The organism is Streptomyces sp. NPDC051555 (genome assembly GCF_044454405.1).
Classification (GTDB): domain Bacteria; phylum Actinomycetota; class Actinomycetes; order Streptomycetales; family Streptomycetaceae; genus Streptomyces.
Map to the genome: position 1 here is coordinate 1 of NZ_JBITDP010000098.1, position 2,255 is coordinate 2,255.

At 73.0% G+C, this 2,255-nt stretch carries 1 protein-coding gene; it reads right to left on the reverse strand.

Annotated elements, in window-relative coordinates; all coding sequences use genetic code 11:
• On the reverse strand, nucleotides 1–2,255 hold a 2,255-nt coding region (locus tag ACIBEA_RS44430; protein WP_399270253.1), incomplete at both ends, for a condensation domain-containing protein.

Here is a 2,255-nt window from a genome sequence, read left to right on the forward strand (position 1 = left end):
ACGAGGGTGTGCAGGGTGGCGTCGTGGGCGGTGGTGGTGAGGCGTTCGTCGGGGAAGTCGGGGTCGAGGAGGGCGTAGCCGGCGCCGGTCTTGATGACGGCGAGGAGGGCGACGGCGAAGTCCGTGCCTCGCTCCAGGAGGATGCCGGCGAGGTGTCCGCGGGTCAGGCCTCGGATGGTGAGGTGGTGGGCGAGTCGGTTGGCGCGACTGTTGAGTTCGGCGTAGGTGACCTCTTCGGCGCCGCTGATGATCGCGGTGTGCTCGGGGCGCAGGCGGGCCTGTTCCTCGAAGCGTTCGGCGAGGGTGGCCTCCCCGATGTCGGTGCGTGCGCCCGTCCACTCCTCCAGGACCTGCCGACGCTCGACCGCCCCCAACAACTCCACCTCGGACAGGGCGACTTCCGGCTCCTCCACCACCTGTTCCAGGGTGCGCCGCAGCATCGCGACCATCCGCTCGACCGTTTCCTGCTCGTACAGGTCGGAGCTGAAGAGGACCGCGCCGGTCAGCCCCGTGGCGTCCTCGGCCCGCAGCAGGAATTCCAGGTCGAACTTGACCGCGCCGGTCGCCAGCGCCTCGGCGCCGGCCGCCCGGACCCCGACCAGCTCGGGTCCGGCGGCCGGACCGCTCTCCAGGGCCAGGCAGACCTGGAACAGCGGGTGCCGGGACAGCGAGCGCACCGGGTTCACGGCTTCGAGGACCAGGTCGAAGGGGGCCTCCTGATGGGCGAAGGCGTCCAGGTCGGTGCTGCGGATCCGGCCCAGCAACTCCCGGAAGGACGGGTCGCCGGAGGTGTCCGTCCGGAGCACCAGCGTGTTGACGAAGAAGCCCACGAGCGGGTCGAGCGCCTCGTCGGAGCGCCCCGCGACCGGTGATCCCAGGGGGATGTCCGTGCCCGCGCCCAGCCGGGTGAGGGTCGTGGCCAGCGCCGCGTGCAGCACCATGAAGGGCGTGCACCGCTCGGCGCGGGCCAGCTCCACCACTCGTTTGTGCAGGTCACCACCGAAGTCCAGCCGGACCACCCCGCCCCGACCCCCGGTGACCGCGGGCCGCGGCCGGTCGTGCACCAACCCCAGCTCCTCCGGCAGCCCGGCGAGCGCCGTGCGCCAGTAGTCGAGCTGCCCGCCGAGCACCTCGCCCAGCGCCGCGCGCTGCCACAGCGCGTAGTCGGCGTACTGGACCGCGAGTGCGGGCCACTGGGGGGACCGCCCGGCGCGCCGGGCGGCGTAGGCGAGCGACAGGTCCGCGAAGAGCGGGCCCAGCGACTGGCCGTCCGTGGCGATGTGGTGCAGCAGGATCAGCAGCACGTACTCCTGCTCGCCGGTCTCGAAGAGGGTGACCCGCAGCGGGTGTTCGGCGCCCAGGTCGAAGCAGTGCCCCGCGGCCGCGATCAGCTCGGCGTCGACCGCCCCGGGGTCCACGGAGCGCACCTCGAACACGGGCTGCGTCGGCGCGGGCGGATCGACGACCTGGTACGGGTCCCCGTCCTCCGTCGTGAAGCGGGTGCGCAGCGGCTCGTGGCGCGCCACCAGGTCGGCGAAGGCCGAGCGCAGCGCCGCCACGTCGAGGTCGCCGTCGAGCCGCACGGCCATCGGCACGTTGTACGAGGTCCCCCGCCCGCCGAGGTCCGACACCAGCCACAGGCGCTGCTGGGCGAAGGACGGCGGCAGCCGGTCGGGCCGCGGATCGGCGGCGGTGAGCGGCGCGAGCGGCGGGCGGCCGCCGACCGTGGCGATGTGCCGGGCCAGGGCCACCGGGGTGGGGTGCTGGAAGACGTCGCGGATCGTGAGGGCGACGCCGAGGGTGGTGGCGATCCGGTTGGCGAGGCGGGCGGCGAGCAGGGAGTGGCCGCCGTGGTCGAAGAAGCCGTCGTCGATGGAGAGCGGCGCGGGGCTCTCCAGGACCTCGCTCACCAGGGTCCGCACGAGCTCCTCCAGCTCGGTGCGCGGCTCGCGGCCGCCGGTGCTGAGCGGTGCCTCGATCGTGGGCAGGGCGCGCTTGTCGATCTTCCCGTTGGGGGTGAGCGGCAGCCGGTCGAGGACCGCGAAGTGGGACGGGACCATGTGCTCGGGCAGCCGCTCCCGCAGCCAGGCCTTGACGGCCGCCGGGCTCAGCTCGATGCCGGGGGCGGTGGTGACGTAGGCGTTGAGGTGCGTCGTGTGCGTGAGGGTGGCTTGGGTGATGTGGGGGTGGGTGGTGAGGGTGGTTTCGATTTCGGTGGGTTCGATGCGGAAGCCGCGGATTTTGATTTGGGTGTC